Annotated in this window: 15 protein-coding genes; 10 read left to right on the forward strand and 5 right to left on the reverse strand. The window is 70.7% G+C overall.

The window, feature by feature from the left end; genetic code table 11:
- The first annotated feature begins 1 nt into the window (after position 1).
- From G401_RS0119750 to G401_RS0119765, 4 genes are read left to right on the forward strand one after another with little or no spacing between them, the layout of a single operon-like run.
- Complete coding sequence (locus G401_RS0119750) at positions 2–529, forward strand: carboxymuconolactone decarboxylase family protein (RefSeq protein WP_211240783.1); 528 nt, start codon at positions 2–4, stop codon at positions 527–529.
- Positions 526–741, forward strand: coding sequence for a hypothetical protein (locus G401_RS0119755; RefSeq protein WP_027343874.1), 216 nt, complete (start codon positions 526–528; stop codon positions 739–741). Before G401_RS0119750 ends, G401_RS0119755 begins: the two co-directional genes overlap by 4 nt.
- On the forward strand, positions 738–1,601 hold the full coding sequence (locus G401_RS0119760) for an alpha/beta fold hydrolase (protein WP_027343875.1): 864 nt from the start codon (positions 738–740) through the stop codon (positions 1,599–1,601). Before G401_RS0119755 ends, G401_RS0119760 begins: the two co-directional genes overlap by 4 nt.
- Complete coding sequence (locus tag G401_RS0119765; RefSeq protein WP_027343876.1) at positions 1,598–2,191, forward strand: NAD(P)-dependent oxidoreductase; 594 nt, start codon at positions 1,598–1,600, stop codon at positions 2,189–2,191. Before G401_RS0119760 ends, G401_RS0119765 begins: the two co-directional genes overlap by 4 nt.
- Positions 2,192–3,057: 866 nt before the next feature.
- On the opposite strand, the gene G401_RS0119770 is transcribed toward G401_RS0119765, so the two are convergent.
- Positions 3,058–5,124, reverse strand: coding sequence for a M4 family metallopeptidase (locus G401_RS0119770; protein ID WP_084557417.1), 2,067 nt, complete (start codon positions 5,122–5,124; stop codon positions 3,058–3,060).
- Between the two features lie 361 nt (positions 5,125–5,485).
- Here G401_RS0119770 and G401_RS0119775 point away from each other — a divergent pair, with 361 nt between their 5' ends.
- Together G401_RS0119775 and G401_RS46930 are read left to right on the forward strand one after the other, a co-directional pair.
- The gene (locus G401_RS0119775) at positions 5,486–7,180 is read left to right on the forward strand and encodes a GTPase (protein ID WP_027343878.1); all 1,695 of its coding nucleotides are present in this window, start codon (positions 5,486–5,488) and stop codon (positions 7,178–7,180) included.
- Positions 7,177–8,730 carry a GTPase gene (locus tag G401_RS46930; protein ID WP_034592339.1) on the forward strand — a complete coding sequence of 518 codons (1,554 nt, stop codon included), beginning with the start codon at positions 7,177–7,179 and terminating at the stop codon, positions 8,728–8,730. Before G401_RS0119775 ends, G401_RS46930 begins: the two co-directional genes overlap by 4 nt.
- Before the next feature lie 36 nt (positions 8,731–8,766).
- Here G401_RS46930 and G401_RS0119785 read toward each other — a convergent pair whose 3' ends face one another.
- Both G401_RS0119785 and G401_RS0119790 read right to left on the reverse strand, forming a co-directional pair.
- Positions 8,767–9,447, reverse strand: coding sequence for a hypothetical protein (locus G401_RS0119785; RefSeq protein WP_027343879.1), 681 nt, complete (start codon positions 9,445–9,447; stop codon positions 8,767–8,769).
- Between the two features lie 123 nt (positions 9,448–9,570).
- Positions 9,571–10,482 carry a hypothetical protein gene (locus G401_RS0119790; protein ID WP_027343880.1) on the reverse strand — a complete coding sequence of 304 codons (912 nt, stop codon included), beginning with the start codon at positions 10,480–10,482 and terminating at the stop codon, positions 9,571–9,573.
- A gap of 247 nt (positions 10,483–10,729) precedes the next feature.
- Between G401_RS0119790 and G401_RS46935 the strand changes: the two genes are divergently transcribed.
- The 3 genes from G401_RS46935 to G401_RS46940 all read left to right on the forward strand — a co-directional run bounded on the left by G401_RS46935 (position 10,730) and on the right by G401_RS46940 (position 12,691).
- The gene (locus G401_RS46935; RefSeq protein WP_034592341.1) at positions 10,730–11,473 is read left to right on the forward strand and encodes a TetR/AcrR family transcriptional regulator; all 744 of its coding nucleotides are present in this window, start codon (positions 10,730–10,732) and stop codon (positions 11,471–11,473) included.
- 173 nt (positions 11,474–11,646) lie between these two features.
- Positions 11,647–12,285 (forward strand): DUF6230 family protein, encoded by a 639-nt coding sequence (locus G401_RS0119800; RefSeq protein ID WP_027343881.1) that lies wholly within the window; start codon positions 11,647–11,649, stop codon positions 12,283–12,285.
- Positions 12,275–12,691: a DUF6114 domain-containing protein gene (locus G401_RS46940; protein ID WP_084557384.1), complete on the forward strand. Its 417-nt coding sequence runs from the start codon at positions 12,275–12,277 to the stop codon at positions 12,689–12,691. The genes G401_RS0119800 and G401_RS46940 overlap by 11 nt, the downstream gene beginning before the upstream one ends.
- Here G401_RS46940 and G401_RS46945 read toward each other — a convergent pair.
- Complete coding sequence (locus tag G401_RS46945; protein WP_034592342.1) at positions 12,675–13,226, reverse strand: GNAT family N-acetyltransferase; 552 nt, start codon at positions 13,224–13,226, stop codon at positions 12,675–12,677. The genes G401_RS46940 and G401_RS46945 overlap by 17 nt on opposite strands.
- A 47-nt stretch (positions 13,227–13,273) precedes the next feature.
- Between G401_RS46945 and G401_RS0119815 the strand changes: the two genes are divergently transcribed.
- Positions 13,274–13,825 carry a TetR/AcrR family transcriptional regulator gene (locus G401_RS0119815; protein ID WP_027343882.1) on the forward strand — a complete coding sequence of 184 codons (552 nt, stop codon included), beginning with the start codon at positions 13,274–13,276 and terminating at the stop codon, positions 13,823–13,825.
- A 3-nt stretch (positions 13,826–13,828) separates the two neighbouring features.
- Here the strand turns inward: G401_RS0119815 and G401_RS58355 are convergent, their stop codons facing one another.
- The gene (locus G401_RS58355) at positions 13,829–15,244 is read right to left on the reverse strand and encodes a GGDEF domain-containing protein (RefSeq protein WP_051366876.1); all 1,416 of its coding nucleotides are present in this window, start codon (positions 15,242–15,244) and stop codon (positions 13,829–13,831) included.
- Positions 15,245–15,314: the final 70 nt, after the last annotated feature.

Raw genomic sequence — 15,314 nt, forward strand, 5'->3', positions numbered from 1 at the left:
CATGACAGCACTGACCGAGGACACCGACGGCCGTCTGGCCGAGGTCCGCAAGCAACTCGGCCGTGTGCCCAATCTCTACGCCACCATGGCCAACGGCCCGGCCGCGCTCGACGGATATCTCGCGATGCGCGACAAGCTGGCGCACGGCGTACTGCGGCTGAAGGTCCGGGAGCAGCTCGCACTGCTGGTCGCACAGGAGAACGGCTGTGACTACTGTGTCGCGGCGCACACGTTCCGGGGGCAGAAGCTCCACCTCACCGACGAGGACCTGATGCGTACCCGGCACGCCGCCGACACCGACCCGCACACGGCCGCCGTGCTGAACCTGGCCCGCGAAGTCATGCGTACCAAGGGAAAGGTGAGCGACGACTTCCTCGCCGGGACGCGCGCCGCGGGGGTGACCGACGCGGAGACCGCGGAGGTCGTGGCGCACGTGGCGCTGAACACGCTGTCGAACTACTTCAACCATGTGGCCCGGCCGGAGCTGGACTTCCCGGCGGCGCCGGCACTGACGGAGGTGGCGGCATGAAGCGCGAGTGGCGGCGCGGCTCGATCGCGCTGACGGCCGGGTACGCGATCTTCAACGCGGACGGCGAGCTGGTGCAGAACCTGGCCGACGTGCAGTTCGCACTGGAGGGCGGTTTCGTCAACATCCGGGTGGCCGGGCGGGACGACACGCAGGTGGTGTCGGCGCCGGCGCTGAGCCTGATCACCTGCCACACGCTGGGAGAGCAAGAGTGAACATCCCCAAGGTGTACCACCGTTACTCCGATGTGGACGGTGTACGCGTCTTCTACCGCGAGGCCGGCCCCCGGGACGCGCCGACACTCCTGCTGCTGCACGGCTTCCCGAGCTCCTCGGCGCAGTACCGGCGGCTGATCGACGCGCTGGGCGACCGGTACCACGTCGTCGCGCCGGACTACCCCGGCTTCGGGCTGACCGAGGCGCCGGACGGGTTCGCGTACAGCTTCGAGTCGCTGACCGACGTCGTCGAGAGGTTCGTCCAGCACCTCGGGCTCACGAACTTCACGCTCTACGCCTTCGACTTCGGCGGCCCCGTCGGGATGCGGCTGGCGCAGCGCCACCCCGAGTGGATCGACGGGCTGATCGTGCAGAACGCCAACGCGTACGCGGAGGGGTTGTCGGAGCTGGCCCAGGGACTCGTGGCCACCACGGAGCGGGCGGGCGTGACCGGGATCATGACCCTGCCCGTCACCCGTGGCCAGTACGAGGGCGGCGTCTCCGATCCGGACCTGATCGCCCCCGACGGCTGGACGCTCGACCAGCACTACCTGGACCAGCCGGGCCGCGTGGACGCGCAGATCGACCTCGCGCTCGACTATGGCTCCAATGTGGACCTCTATCCGGCGTGGCAGGCGTGGCTGCGCGAGAACCGGCCGCCGACGCTGATCCTGTGGGGCACCGGTGACGGCTTCTTCCTGGAGCCGGGCGCGCGGGCGTACCTGCGCGACGTGCCGGACGCCGAGCTGCACCTGTTCCCCACCGGGCATTTCGCGCTGGAGGAGTACCTCCCCGAGATCGCTCCCCTGATCGACAAGTTCCTGGCGCGGGTCGCCGGCGAGAAGAAGGACCAGTCATGAAGATCGCAGTCATCGGTGCCACCGGCAACCTGGGCGGGGCCGTCGCGGCCGAGGCGTCCGCCCGCGGACACGACGTCACCGCGCTCGGCAGCAAGGACGTGAACGCCGCCGATCCCGCCTCCCTACGCGACGCGGTCGCCGGGCACGACGCGGTGGTGGCCGCGCTCAAGGGAGCGGATCACCTCGTCCCCCGCGCGGCCGAGGCTCTGCTGTCCGCACTGCCGGAGGCCGGCGTCGACCGCCTGCTCTTCGTCGGCGGGGGCGGCAGCCTCACCGGCCCGGACGGGCAGCGGTTCGTCGACGGGCCGAACTTCCCGGCCGCGTACCTGGAGACGGCGCGGGATCAGACCGCCGCGCTGGACCTGCTGCGCGCGGCCGAGACCCCGGTCCGGTGGACCTACGTCAGCCCGCCGCCGATGTACCTGGTGCCGGGCGAGAAGACGGGGACCTACCGCGTCGAGGCCCGTGACACCCCACTGCTCGGTGCGGATGGAGAGAGCCGGGTGTCGGTCGGCGACTACGCGTCCGCCATCGTGGACGCCCTCGAATCCGGGAATTTCGCCCGCGAGCGGGTCACCGTCGCGTACTGACCCTCAAGATCCTTTTAGGATCATTTTGTCCCGGTTTCGTCGATCTCGCCTCCGCTCCTCGCGCGGGAGACCGTTCCGGCCCTGGGGGCCTCCACTGCCAGGCTGGTGGGGCGATGCATCGTCCACCGTCGCCCGGTCACCGTTTACCCCCAACCCCCGTCCGGACTTTGTCGCGACTGTCCGATATGGCGGCCGAGCGGGTCGGCTGGTCGATGATCGTTCGCGGCTGGGATGTAGTTTCCGGACCCATCCCCTCGATCCAATGCGGCTGAGATGTAGGCAGAGGCCGTTTCCTACATCCGGACCGCTGTGGATCGAGGGGATAGGGCGGGTTTTGACATCTCAGTCGCTGTGGATCACGCTCATGCCGTCCCGCCACCAGCCATTGCGCGTGATGCGGGAACGATCTTCCGCCTGGCGGACGCGGCGTGCTGATTTCTCGATCGTTTACGGCTGAGGTGTAAATCCGGCCCGATCTGCATGATCAATTACGTGCCAGGTGCAGCAGAACCCGGTCAACGCGCTCCAGAACCGTAAACGATCATGCGTCGGGTCGCCATTTTCACATCAAAGCCGTAAACGATCATCCCACCGAACCCCGCCTGGCGCCCATATCGGACAGTCGCGGCAAAGGCCGGGGTGAAGGGTGAAACGGTGACCGGGCGACGGTGGATGATGCTTCGCCCCAGAAGGCTGGCAGTGGAGTCCCCGGAGCGCAGCGATAGGGGCGGAACGGTCTCCCGCGCGAGGAGCGGAAGCGAGATCGACGAACCCGGGACAAAGAATTTAAGAGATCTTGAATTTGATCTGTAATAGGGCGGGGCCGCCGCGACGAGGATCGCGGCGGCCCCTGGGGGTTGAAGAACTCAGCTGAGCGTGACGGCCACGTCGTCGACGACGAACGAGGTCTGCAGCGAGGAGTCTTCCGTGCCGTTGAACTTCAGGACGAGCGCGCCGCCCGCACCGGTGCTGGCGACCTTCGTCTGGAGCGTGTACCCGGTGCCCTTGTTCAGGTTCGAGTACGTGGCCAGCGTGGTGCCGCCCAGCGTGACGGTGAGCTTGTCGTACTGGGTGGTGGTGGTCGTCTCCGCCGTGTCGATGTGCAGGTAGTACGTCACGGTCGCGGTGCAGTTCGCCGGCACTGTCACCGACTGCTGTACCGAGTCCGTGTGGGTCGTCCCGTACCCGTTCATCCACGCGTCGTAGGTGCCGCCGTGGGCCGGCTCGCTGGTGCCGTTCTGGCCGATGACACCCGCGGTCTGGGTCCAGCTGGCGGTGCCGGACTCGAAGCCGCCGTTGAGGATCTTCTGGCCGGAGCAGGTGCCGCCGCTGGAGGGCGTCGGCGACGGGCTGGTCGGCGTGCTGGCGGACGGCGACGGGCTGCCGCCGCCGGTGCAGGTCGGGTCGCCCGACTGCGCCGGTACGCTGACCGCGTCCCAGGCGGCCTTGGTCTTGTTGAACAGACCGCAGGTCGCGTCCAGGTTCTTGGCCGACGTCAGCGTCCAGGTGCGGTACTTGAGGTACGAGCTCGAGGACGTCTTCATCAGCATGGCGTTGTACATGATCTTCGCGGCGTTCTGGATGCCGACGCCGACGAGACCGCTGCTGCCGTTGCAGGTCGAGCTGGTGGGCTGGCCGTCGGTCGGGTTGGTGCCCTCGGCGAGCAGGTAGAACCAGTGGTTGCCGGGACCGGCCGCCGCGTGCACCTCCTCGCTCGGGATGCTGCTGGAGTAGCAGTTGTCGTCACCGGCGAGCGACGGGTTGTACATGTAGCGGATCGGGCCGCTGCCCACGAGGTTGATCTCCTCGCCGACCTGGTAGTCCGGCGGGTCGTTCGGGTTGTTGGCGAACCACTCGGTCATCGCGCCGAAGGTGTCGGCGACGAACTCCTGGGTGTTGCCGTTGGAGATCGCACCGGGCGTGGTGTCGTCGACGCCGTGACCCATCTCGTGACCGACGACGTCGGCCGAGGCGATCCACTGGCCGGCGGTGTTCTTGCCGATCTGGACCTGGGTGCCGTCGTAGTACGCGTTCTGGTCGTTCAGACCCACGCGCATCGGCCACGAACCACCGGAGCCGTTCATGCCGCTACGGCCGAGCCAGGTGCTCAGCATCGCGACCTCTTTCTGCGCGACGTAGAGAGCGTCGACGCAGCCGGTCTCCCGGCTGGTGCCGACGCCGTTGCCCCAGACGTCGTCCGAGCCGCTGAACGTCGTGTTGGTGGCCGCGTCCTGGCAGGCGAGGCTCGTGATGCTCGGGTCCTTCATGGAGTACGTGCTGCCCGACAGCGTGGTGTTGATCGTCACCGAGCCGTTGATCCAGCCGGTGCCGGTGCCGTGGGTGACGTGCTCACGCTTGTCGAGCAGGGAACCGGTCGCCGCGTCGGTGACGACGCTGAGCCGGCTGTAGCCCTCCGCTCCGGTGCCGTGCACGTAGGTCTCCCACGCGAGCCGCGGGGTGTCGCCCAGCGCGTACACGACGAGCTGGGTGCTCTCCACGGTCGGCTTCGACAGCAGGCTCTTCGCGGTCTTCTCCGCGCTCGCCTGCGTCTTCGTGGGCGTGGTGGCCAGACCGTCGGGGATGGCCTTGTCCTGGGCGACCGAGTTCGCGATGACCTGGCCGGACGAGTTCGTCACGATGACGAAGTCACCGCCCTTGACGGGCAGGCCCTTGAAGGTCCGCTCGAACGGCACGTACTGCAGGCCGGCCGAGGACAGGACCTGCTTCTGCACGAAGGCGTCGTTCGAGCCGGCGTGCAGGTAGGACGGACGGCCCGCGACGAGCGAGGACGCCGACTGCGCGGCGAGCTGCGGAGCTGCTACCCCGGGGTTGACCGAGGCCGGTGCGGAAGGCTGGACGGCGAGTGCGGTTGTGCCCGCCACCACCAGTCCTCCCACTGTGACCGCCGCGCTTATGGCGAGGCGTTGCGACATCTTCACCTTGTCCCTCTTCCTGGAGGGTCGGGGGTGGGAGCGCAGAACTCCGACGGGACCGGCCGTTCGGCCGACCCTGTCATCACCAGAAGTTCAACGCCGGTTCCACCGATCACCAACAATTGGCGAATTCATATCAACCAATCAGGAGGCCGTCAAGGAGTGAATTCTTCAACGATGTCGATGTCCTGCGTGGCACCACGGGCGCCCCCGCCACCTTGGCACATTCATCGACACCCATAGTGGTGTCGATAAAGTCCACCAGGGGATCGTCCCATCCACACATGTCGACCTTGTTACACCTTCCGACACGTACGCCGGTTCCGGTGTAAGCCGTGCGCGGATGGGGCATGCTGTCCCCATGACCGGGCTCGGCGAGGCGCTGACCGTCCTGCGCGACACGCTCGGCGGGGCGCGGTTCCCGCTGCGCCTGCCCGGGGCACAGGCGGCCGGCCGGCTCGCCGACGCCACCCGGGCCCAACTCGACGACTACCTGCTGCCGCGGCTCGCCCGGCTGGACGCGCCGCTGCTCGTCGTGGTCGGCGGCTCGACCGGCGCCGGCAAGTCCACCCTCGTCAACAGCCTCGTGGGGAGTCCGGTCAGCGCCGCCGGCGCGCGCCGGCCGACGACCCGCGCACCGGTCCTCGTCTGCCACCCCGACGACGCGGCCTGGTTCACGCAGGCGCACCTGCTGCCGGAGCTCGGGCGTACGCACGACGACGGCGGGTCGGGGCTGAAGGTCGTGGAGTCGACGGCGGTCGTGCCGGGGCTGGCCCTGCTGGACGCGCCGGACATCGACTCGGTCGTGGAGGCCAACCGGGTCCTCGCCGAACGCCTGCTCGCCGCGGCCGACCTCTGGCTGTTCGTCACCACCGCCACGCGCTACGCCGACGCCGTCCCGTGGGAGCTGCTGCACGACGCGCGCAGCCGCGGCACCGCGCTGGCCGTCGTCGTCGACCGGATGCCGCCGGGCGCCGACGACGAGGTGCTCTCCCATCTCACCGAGATGCTGGACGCCCAGGGCCTCGGCGGCACGCGGCTGTTCGTGGTCCCCGAGACCGGGCTCGACACCGAGAAGCTGCTGCCCGCCGCCGCCGTCGGCGAACTGCGTACGTGGCTGTCGGAGCTGGCCCGGGACGCGGCCGCGCGGGCCGCCGTCGTCCGCCAGACCGTGGACGGCGCGCTCGCCGCGCTCGACCCGACCGTCCACCGGCTCGCCGTCGACGCCGACGAGCAGGTCCAGGCCCGCGACGCGCTGCGGGCCGCGGTCGACTCCGGCTACGCCGAGGCCCAGAACGAGGTCCAGCACGGCGTACGCGACGGGGCGCTCTTCCACGGCGAGGTCCTGGCCCGGTGGCAGGAACTGGTCGGCACCGGCGAGCTGATGCGCGGCCTGCAACGCGGCGTCGGCCGCCTGCGCGACCGGGTCGTCGGCGCGTTCACGGGCAAGCCGAAGCCGGCGGACCAACTGCGGACGGCGCTGCAGAACGGATTGGCCACCTTCCTGCTGGGCGTCGCCGAGGACGCCGCGGAGCGTACGGCCGGATCCTGGAAGGCGCATCCCGCGGCGGTGCCGTTGCTCGCCGCGCACCCGGAGCTGGCGCGGGCGTCGACCGATCTCGGCGAGCGCCTGGAGCGGCTGGTACGCGACTGGCAGCGCGGCGTCCTCGACCTGGTCCGGGAGGAGTCGGGCAACCGCCTGGCCCTCGCGAAGGCCAGCGCGTACGCGGTGAACGGCCTCGGCCTGGTCGTGATGATCACGGTGTTCGCGGCGACGGCGTTCATCCCGACCGGCGCGGAGATCGCGGTCGGCGCGGGGACGACCGTCGCGGCGCAGAAGGTGCTCGAAGCCATCTTCGGCGACCAGGCCGTACGCCGGCTCGCCGACACCGCGCGCCGCGATCTGCTGGAGCGCACGGCGGCCGTGCTGGACGACGAGGCCGGCCGGTTCCGCGCGGTGCTCGACGCCGCCGGGGTCGACGCCGCGGCCGGGGAACGCCTGCGCGCCGCGGCCGGGGGCGTACGCGCGGCAAGGTCGGCCGGAGGGCTCGCATGAGTCGCGCGGACACGCTGCCCGAACGGATGTCGGCGCTGCGGGACTTCGTGTCCGCGGCCGGGCCGCACCTGCCACCGGGGTCCCTTGTGGAGGCTCGGGCGCTTCTCGACCGGTCGGGCACCCGCCTGGCGCTGTCGCGTACGCACACCGTCGTCGCGCTCGCGGGGGCGACCGGGAGCGGCAAGTCGACGCTGTTCAACCGGCTCGCCGGGGTCGACCTGTCCCCCACCGGCGTACGCCGTCCGACGACCGGGTCCGCGTACGCGTGCGTCTTCGGTCAGGAGGACGCGGATGCCCTGCTCGACTGGCTCGGGGTCGGGAAACGGTTCACCAGAAGCGATCCGGGCCTCGACGGTCTCGTCCTGCTGGACCTGCCCGACTTCGACTCGGTCGAGGCCGCCCACCGCGTGGAGGTCGACCGGCTGCTCGCCGTGGTGGACCTGATCGTCTGGGTCCTGCATCCCCAGAAGTACGCCGACAAGGTGGTGCACCGCCAGTACATCGGGCAGTTCCACCGGCACGGCGAGGTGACCGTGGTCGCGTTGAACCAGGTCGACCTCCTGTCCGCCGACGACCTGGCCGAGTGCCTGACCGACCTGCGTACGCTGCTGGCCGGCGAGGGGCTGGGCGGCGTACCGGTGGTGACGACGTCGGCCGTGGGGCCGCCGGGGACCTCGGCGCTGACCACCGCCCTCGAAGCGGCCGTGCGGCGACGGGAGGCCGTGCTCGCCCGGCTGGGCGCGGATCTCGACGGCGTGCTCGCCACGCTGGAAACCGTGACGCCGCAGTCGGTTCCGGCGACCGTCGACACGGGACGGCTGGTCGACGCGCTGGCCACGTCGGCCGGGGTGCCGATGGTGACGAAGGCGGTCGATGACGCGTACGTGCACCGGGCCAGGAAGGTCGCCGGCTGGCCGCCGCTGCGCTGGGTCCGGCGGCTGCGGCCCGACCCGCTGGGACGGTTGCATGTGGACGGTTCGGCCGAGGCGACGTCGATCTCGCCGGCCTCGCCCGCCGCCCAGGCCGGCACGGCGCTCGCCCTGCGCGCCCTCACCGACTCCGCCGCCGGCCTGCCCGCGCACTGGTCGGCGGCCGTTCTCACCGCCGCCCGCTCCCGGTCGGCGGACCTGCCCGACGCGCTGGACCAGGCGGTCGCGCGTACCGACCTCGGGCTGCGGCGGCGGCCGTGGTGGTGGGGGCTGTTCGGGCTGCTGCAATGGATCACGACCAGCTGCGTGGCGGCCGGTCTGCTGTGGCTCGGCGTACGCTATGTGCTTTTCGCACTGGCGCTGCCGGAACCTCCGATGCCCGCGGTCGGGCGCGTGCCGCTACCCACCGCCCTGCTCGTGGGCGGCGCGCTCGCCGCGCTGCTCATCGCCCTGATCGCCCGGCCGGTCACCCGGTTCGCCGCCCGCCGCGCGGCCCGCAGGGCCGGGTCACGGCTGCGCGCGTCGGTCGCTCAGGTCGCGGATTCCCACGTCCTCTCCCCCGTACGCGCGGTGCTGTCCGATGCGACGGCGGCGCGGGACGCGGCGCGCCGGGCCCGATGACCGGGCGCCCGGAGTACGGGCGCCCGGCCGGCACGGCTACTGGGTGAACACCTTGCCGTTCGCCTGGGTGGTGTCCAGGACCGGCGCGTAGACCGCCGAGAAGTACCCGTTCGGGAAGCAGGTCGACGGGCCCATGGTCTTGTTGAACTTCTGGTTGGTGAAGGTGATGGAATTGTCCGTGTTGGACGCCGTCCCGGTCACCGTGTTCAAGTCGGCCTGGTACACACACGTGATCGTGCCGAGGAGGGTGCACAGCTTCACGGTGGTCTGGATCGGCTTGGCCGTGGTGCCCGTGATCGTGACCGCCTTGGTGGTTCCGTTCACCGTGGCGCCGTAGGGCAGGTTGTCCACCGTCACGGACGACACGCAGGTCACGCCCGGAACGTTGGCCGTGCAGGTGGAGAAGGTCTGGACGGTCAGGCTCTCGGTGGCCGTGCCGCCCGCGCCGGGGTTGGTCAGGACCTTGGCGCTGAACGTCGAGACCGTGCAGGTGACGCCGGTCGTGCCACCCGGCGTCGACATGAAGGTGACCTTGGTACCCGCCTTCAGGCTCGCCTGCAGCACGTCGTTCACCGCGACGTTCGGGCCGGCGAGGGCGTTGACCGTCAGGACGTCGACGGCGTTGACGCTGCCGCCGCTGGCGTGCGCGGGCGTACCGGCCAGGACGGTCAGGCCGGCGACCGCCGCAGCGAGCACGACTTTCGCGTACCGGTGCATGGTTTTCCTCCTACTACTGGGCAATCCACTGACCGCGTGGGCGGCGGCCAGGTCTGTTTCCGGGCACGGCCCGGCCACCCGGTCGCGTACGCGACGAGGTCGTGGCCGTGCCCGGAGAAGTGATCAGCTGGCCGCGAGGGCGGCGGTCAGGTCGGAGATGCTCGGGTCGATCGCGAGCGACGTGCTGGTGCCGGAGAGGATCGCGGTGTTGTGGCCGGCGCCCGCCTGCGAGAGTCCGAAGGCGAGATTGACCAGGCCGTTGAGCGAGCCGAGCAGGCCGCAGCCGGTGGCGCCGGGCGCGCCGAACGCGTTGTCCACAAGGGACGCATTGCTGAACGAGGCGATGACCGCCTGGTACCCGTGCGGGTCGGCGGCGACGTCGATGACGCCGGGGTCGCCGGTGATCGGGGTGTTGGGCGCCGGCGGGTGCGTGGTGCCGGTGGTCGGCCGGAGGATCAGCGGGTTGCTGTCCGAGCCGAGGTAGCAGGTCAGCCCGAGGAGGGCGTTGATCAGCCGGAGCTTGATCGGCAGCACGAAGACCGGGTAGTCCTCGCCGGTCGCCAGCGGTACGAACCGCGTGATCGACCCGGCCAGCTCCACCTGCGCGAAGACGCTCGTGACACCCGGGATGATGTTCCCGATCCCCGGGATCGGCACCTGCAACGGCGTCGTCGTCAGCGTACGCCCGAACGGGGCGGGTACGACCGAGTAGACGTTGGCGCTGCTGCCGTCCGGGAAGTCCACGGTCGGCGCGCTCGCCGGCCAGTAGACGCCGAACTGCAGGACGATCGGGGCGGTCAGCGGCACCGTGGTCGTGCCGATGGTGAACGCGCCGCCGCCGGTCTTCGCGTACACGCAGCCGACCTGGAGGTTGCTCGCGTTCTTCATGGCACTGCTGGTCAGCGGGCAGTTGCCCATACCGGTGTAGGGACCGCCGGGCGCGGCGGCGGCCGCCGTGGGCACCACCGCCCCGGCCAGAGCGGACAAGGCGACCGCGCAGACGAGGGCGAGCCTGCGCATCGTGTTTGAGAGCATGGGGACTCCTGGGATCCAGGCGGGCATGCGCCCGTCCGTGGTCGGGGAGCGCCCGGCCAGTCCGCAGCTGAGCCGGGCGTACGCGCTCTCGTATCGGTCGGCCGGGGTACTTCCGCCACCCGGCCCGGATCGCCGATGATCGATAGGGGCATCACGGCGACCCCGAATTAAAAACCTGTTGATGTTATAAAACCGCGAGTGTCGTAACGTCAATATGAACGTCGATATAAGGGAGCTCGATGTCACAATGACTGCCACAGCTCTGCCGACTGCCGCAGCTCTGCCGCCGTTACCGGGCGCCCGTACCGGGCGTGATCCGGCCCGGGCCATCAAACGGGGACCCAGTCGCGTACCGCCCGAGGTGGTGGCCGCGACCCAGCGCGACCGGCTGTTCGACGCGCTCGTGCACACCGTCGCCGAGAAGGGGTACGCGAACGCCCGCGTCGGCGACATCTGCTCGGCCGCCGGGGTCACCCGGCCGGCGTTCTACGCGCTCTTCGAGGGCAAGGAGGACGCGTTCCTGGCCACCTACCGGCACGGGGTCGGTGTCGTGTGGGAGGTCATGTCGGCCGCGTACGCCGCCGCGCCGGACTGGCGTACGGGTGTCCGCGGTGGACTCGACGTGCTGCTGTCGGTGCTGGCCAGCGTCCCGTCCTTCGCCACGATGGCCATCGTCGAGGTGGAGGCCGTCGGCCCGGCCGCCCGGCTGGAACGCGACCTGATGCTCAGCCGGTTCGCCCGGTTCTTCGTGGAGGCGCCGCACCGCGACGAGCTGCCCGACGTCCTGATCACGTCGATCGTCGGCGGGATCTACTCGACCATCTACCGTGCGGTCGCCGCCGGCGAGGTCGGCAAGCTGCGCGACCAGCTGCCGACGCTGGCGTACTTCACCCTTGTGCCATTCTTGGGCCGCGCCGCCGCCGCCACCGAGCTCGCATCCGCCCCGGCCAGCCCCGCGACCGCGGCACCCTGCGCTGTTACCGATGCGTAACAGGGTCTTGACCCGATGCGTACCCGGCGGTAACTTCGGCCCACGCGCTCGGACATCGACAGACATGATCATTCATAGTTGCCCCCGGCCCGGTTCGTCATCCGCAGTGATCCTCCTCGCCGAAGACAACGCCTGACCCGCCCGGAACCCATCCGGGCAGCCAAGGAGTCTCGATGACATCGGAATCCGCCGAAACCGCGGGATCCGCGCAGACCGCGGGCGAGGGCCGCGTCTCCTGGCGCCGCCTGCTCGCCGGGTTCGCCGTCACCGGTTCAGCCGCCGCGGTGCTGGTCGTGCTGACCGCCCAGGGCGTGCTGGCCGCCAACTTCTCCGTCTCCGGCATGGCCTTCACGGTCACCGCCGACCGGCTGGACGGCAACGGCTTCGAGCAGTTCGCGACGCTCGACACGATGGCGCCCGACAGCCCCAACGCGGGTGACACCGGCGGGCAGCTGGTGCTGATCGTCTCGGCGATCAAGAGCGCCTCGCTGACCAACCTGTGCCAGAGCATCAACCTCGGCGGGACCAACCTGAAGCTGACCGCCGGCGACAACGGCACCCCGGTCACCGCCACGAACCTCGTGGTCGACTCGGACCTGCTCTCCGGCGACGCGTCCTTCAACGACATCGACATCGGCCAGGACGCGAGCACGCTGACCCGCGTACCGGGGGTGACGGGGAACATCGGCGTCTTCGGCCAGCAGGCCCGCACCGTGACCATCACCCACCTGCGGCAGAACAACTACGCCACGACGGCCGCCACGTTCAAGCTCGCGCACCTGAAGATGAGCTTCGATCCCGATGGCTGCTGACGCTCCCGCGGCCGACCCCACCGGGATCCTCCCGGTGGGGTCGCACCGTTCCCCGAAGAAGTTCCGCCACTGGCGGCGTACGCGGCCGTTCTGGGGCGCCCTGGTGATGATCATCGGCGGGGTCGAGATCCTGCTGACGGTGTGGGCCCCCCTGCCGGTCGTGCTGCACGTCGGACTGCAGGGCGCGGTCGGCTACCTCGTGCCGATCATCGTCGTGGCCTGCGGGTTCCTGCTCATCTTCACGCCGTCCCAGCGGGTGTTCCTGTCCGTCGTGGCCGCCATCCTCGGCCTGGCCAGCTGGCTGACGTCCAACCTGGGCGGCTTCTTCCTGGGCATGCTGCTGACCCTGATCGGCGCCGTGGTGGCGTTCGCGTGGCGGCCGCGACCGGTCAGCCCGCCGGCATGACGGCGGCCACCGCCACCGGCAGCAGATAGGTCAGCACGGAACCGTCGCTGTGCACCGGGTACGCCGCCGGGCCCGCCCCGGCGGCGGCCAGCCGCCGGATCATCCGCTGGATCGCGAGGTTCTCCGCCGACGTGTGCAGCACGACGGTGTCGTGGCCCTGTTCCCGGGCCGAACCGAGCAGCCGCGCGAACAACGCGGTCCCGATCCCCCGCCGCTGGTACGCGTCCTCGACGAGCAGGGCCGCCTCCAGCGCGTCGCCGTCCCGGGCGAGATTCCCCGCGGCGATCACGTCTCCCGGGCCCGCTCCTCGATCGGCGCCCCGATCGGGGCCTCGTTGGACGGCGACGAACGTGACCGCGAGCGCGGGGTCGAGCAGCCGGGCGAGCAGATACCTCGCCGGTGCCCGGGTTCCGGCGAGATAACGCAGGCGCAGGCTCTGCGGAGAGCACCGCTCATGCATCGCCGCGATCTCGTCGAGGTCGCCCGGAACCGCCGCCCTGATCGCGGCGTCCCCCGTTCCTATGCCGAGCGTCATAATGCCGATCGTGCGCTATGATGACCGTCATAGTCAAGGGGTCAGCCATGCCAGAAGACACGCGTACCAGCATGATCAAGTCGGCCGCCCGGCTCTTCCAAGAGCGCGGCTACGAGGGCACCTCGTTCCAGGACGTCCTCGCCCGCAGCGGCGCGCCCCGCGGCTCGATCTACCACCACTTCCCCGGCGGCAAGGAGGAACTCGCCGCCGAGGCCCTCCGGTGGTACGCGCAGCGCACCCGCGAGGAACTCGGCCGCTCCGAGAACGTGGCGGAGGCGGTCGCCGCGTTCCTCGCCGCGAGCCGGCGGGCGATGGAGAAGACCGGATTCGTGGCCGGCTGCCCGGTCGCCGGAGTGGCCCTCGACCTGGCCGACGCCGGCAGCCCCCTGCACCGGGTGGTCGCCGAATCGCTGAGCGGATGGCTGCGCGTCCTCACCCGGGCGCTGGAGCGGGAGGGCCGTACGCCGGACCAGGCCCGGTCGCTCGCCACGTTCGTGATCGCCGCCATCGAGGGGGCGCTGCTGTTGTCGCGTACCGAGCGCAGCGCCCAGCCGATCGACGACGTCAGCGAGCACCTGCTGGCGCTGCTGCGGCTCTGACCCTCACGCCGGGCGGGCCTTGCGGTCGTACATCGCCTCGTCGGCGGCCTTGATGATCTCGTCGACGCCGCGGCGTTCCCGGGCACCCTCGCTGACCACCGAGCCGATGCTGACACCGAGGCGCAGACCGCCGTCGAAGGGCGCCGCGAGCGCGGTCCGGATGCGCTCCCGGATCCCGCCGGCGTCGGTGGTCCCCCGGATCAGGACGAGGAACTCGTCGCCGCCGAACCGGCAGACCAGGTCCTCGTCGCGTACCGCCTCGCGCAGGCGCCCGGCGACCTCGACCAGCAGATGGTCCCCCGCCGCGTGCCCGTAGCGGTCGTTGACCTGCTTGAACCCGTCCAGGTCGCAGAAGAAGAGCACGAAGTCCCGCGCGTACGCGAGCTCCTGTTCGAGCTGATCGGTGAAGGCCCGCCGGTTGAGCGCGGAGGTGAGCGGGTCGTGGCTGGCCAGATGGCGCAGCGCGGCCTCGGAGCGGTCGCGGCCGGCGGCGAGCAGGCCGACGCGGATCATGACCAGCGGGACCATGATGGCGCCGACCAGGATGAGCAGGATGCCGTCGATCGGCATCGCGAAGAGCGCGCGGCCGCCGGCGACGAGCGGGACGATCGCCACGGCGATCCCGAGGAAGGCCAGCCGGGTCGGGCCGAGGCGCTCCTGCGGCGCGGGGCCGGGCCGGGCGAGCATGGTCATCGTGGGGTCGAAGGCGACCACGCAGAGCGAGGTGAGCGCGCCCAGGAAGATCATCGACCCGGCGGTACGCCCGCCGTCGCCGGCCCAGGCACCGAGGACGACGAAACCGGCGAGGTTCAGACCCAGCGCCAGGAGCAGCCAGCGCAGGGCGCGGATGCCCTCCCTGTCGGTCTCGATGAGCCGCACGAGCCCGCCGAGAGTACCGCTCAGCAGGAGCACGACGGTGCCGACGGTCGCCTCGGTGAGCAGGTCGGCGCCCCGGCTCCGCAGGCGGGGCAGCAGCAGTACGCTCCACAGCACGCCGCCGAAGGCGAACGCGACGAGGCCGGCGTCGATCAGACCGCCGTAGTCGTTGCGGCCGCGCCGCAGGACGAGGCCGAGGGAACCGGCCAGCAGGGCGACGCTCGCGACGACGTCCATGACCGACAGCGTCACGCGCAGCCAGCCCTGGTCGGCCCGGCCGGTGAAGCGTACGGTGTTCGACACCGCCGAGAAGACGACGACGAGCAGGATCGCCCGCCACTGCATCCGCAGTCCGGACGGGCATCGCCGGAGGCCGAACACCACCGGCAGGATCACCACCCAGGAGAATGCGACATACACGATCTCCTGCGACCGCGGCGGCAGGAACGGGTACGCGACGATGACCGCGAGGGCAGCCGCGAGCGCCACGGCGGCGGCTGTGCGTACGCGCGCCGGACGGCGTCCGACCTCCGCAGGAGGCATGCATCAACCCTAGGGTCTGTTCCGGGATTCCGGCTGAGGCACGGCGTACCGGAACAGACCCCAGGTCTTG

The sequence above is a fragment of the Hamadaea tsunoensis DSM 44101 genome (assembly GCF_000428945.1).
GTDB classification, from domain to species: Bacteria; Actinomycetota; Actinomycetes; order Mycobacteriales; family Micromonosporaceae; genus Hamadaea; species Hamadaea tsunoensis.

What these genes read in the sequence shown, in the direction of transcription:
- G401_RS0119750 (WP_211240783.1), top strand. Translation starts at nt 2, where the DNA reads ATGACAGCACTGACCGAGGACACCGACGGCCGTCTGGCCGAGGTCCGC.
- G401_RS0119755 (WP_027343874.1), top strand. Translation starts at nt 526, where the DNA reads ATGAAGCGCGAGTGGCGGCGCGGCTCGATCGCGCTGACGGCCGGGTAC.
- G401_RS0119765 (WP_027343876.1), top strand. Translation starts at nt 1,598, where the DNA reads ATGAAGATCGCAGTCATCGGTGCCACCGGCAACCTGGGCGGGGCCGTC.
- G401_RS0119770 (WP_084557417.1), bottom strand. Translation starts at nt 5,124, where the DNA reads ATGTCGCAACGCCTCGCCATAAGCGCGGCGGTCACAGTGGGAGGACTG.
- G401_RS0119775 (WP_027343878.1), top strand. Translation starts at nt 5,486, where the DNA reads ATGACCGGGCTCGGCGAGGCGCTGACCGTCCTGCGCGACACGCTCGGC.
- G401_RS46930 (WP_034592339.1), top strand. Translation starts at nt 7,177, where the DNA reads ATGAGTCGCGCGGACACGCTGCCCGAACGGATGTCGGCGCTGCGGGAC.
- G401_RS0119785 (WP_027343879.1), bottom strand. Translation starts at nt 9,447, where the DNA reads ATGCACCGGTACGCGAAAGTCGTGCTCGCTGCGGCGGTCGCCGGCCTG.
- G401_RS0119790 (WP_027343880.1), bottom strand. Translation starts at nt 10,482, where the DNA reads ATGCTCTCAAACACGATGCGCAGGCTCGCCCTCGTCTGCGCGGTCGCC.
- G401_RS46935 (WP_034592341.1), top strand. Translation starts at nt 10,730, where the DNA reads ATGACTGCCACAGCTCTGCCGACTGCCGCAGCTCTGCCGCCGTTACCG.
- G401_RS0119800 (WP_027343881.1), top strand. Translation starts at nt 11,647, where the DNA reads ATGACATCGGAATCCGCCGAAACCGCGGGATCCGCGCAGACCGCGGGC.
- G401_RS46940 (WP_084557384.1), top strand. Translation starts at nt 12,275, where the DNA reads ATGGCTGCTGACGCTCCCGCGGCCGACCCCACCGGGATCCTCCCGGTG.
- G401_RS46945 (WP_034592342.1), bottom strand. Translation starts at nt 13,226, where the DNA reads ATGACGCTCGGCATAGGAACGGGGGACGCCGCGATCAGGGCGGCGGTT.
- G401_RS0119815 (WP_027343882.1), top strand. Translation starts at nt 13,274, where the DNA reads ATGCCAGAAGACACGCGTACCAGCATGATCAAGTCGGCCGCCCGGCTC.
- G401_RS58355 (WP_051366876.1), bottom strand. Translation starts at nt 15,244, where the DNA reads ATGCCTCCTGCGGAGGTCGGACGCCGTCCGGCGCGCGTACGCACAGCC.